This is a genomic window from Rhizobium moroccans, assembly GCF_057559155.1.
Genome location: NZ_JBHFJG010000026.1, coordinates 27,349 through 28,079, shown reverse-complemented (window position 1 = coordinate 28,079; position 731 = coordinate 27,349). Strand labels below are relative to the sequence as shown.

1 protein-coding gene is annotated in these 731 nt (G+C 63.5%); it reads left to right on the top strand.

The genetic code is table 11. From position 1 onward, the window contains the following. Positions 1–726 (top strand): S-methyl thiohydantoin desulfurase domain-containing protein (locus ACE04I_RS15150; protein ID WP_487207262.1); only part of this gene is annotated, 726 nt, incomplete at its 5' end. Positions 727–731 lie beyond the last annotated feature (5 nt).

The following is a 731-nucleotide window of genomic DNA, read 5'->3' as shown; positions in this document are numbered from 1 at the left end:
GTGCGCGCGCACCCGACCGGAGACATGGGCTCGATCGGCATGGCGGGATCGCCGGAACCGATGATCCAGACCGCCGTCGGCGGCAACCGCTCGGAGAACCGCTATATCGAGTTGGTGATCCGCGGCGCGACGGCCAAGATCTCGCCGGTGCTGCGCGCGGCGGCAGACCAGTCGGGCGGCTTCATCGCTTCCTGCCGCAACCCGCTGCGCGCCTCCTATGTACGCACCCATGCGGCGCTCGGCGGGATTTCCCTTGCGCTAGCACTCGGCGAGGCGATCATCGAAGCCGAAAAGAAGAACGGCCATGCCGTGATCGACGCCATCTGCGAAACGACCGGCGGTCACATTCTCGCAGAGGGCGAAATCGCCGCCAAGGATGTCGTTTATACGAGCGAAGCCTTCGATATCGGCACGATCACCGTCGGCTCCGGCGACAAGGCCGTGACCATGCATGTGATGAACGAATACATGGCGGTGGACGATGCGGGCGGAAACCGCCTTGCCACCTTCCCCTCCGTCATCACCACGCTATCGCCGGAAGGCGAACCTTTGAGCGTCGGCCAGCTTTCGGCGGGCATGAAGGTCCATATCCTGCACGTGCCGAAGGAGATCATCCCGCTTTCGGCGAGCGTCCTCGACCCGACCGTCTATCCTTCGGTGGAGAAGGCCATGGGCATCGAGATCGCAAGGTATGCTCTCGGTAATAACAAGAGCCCCTCACCCTAGCCCAC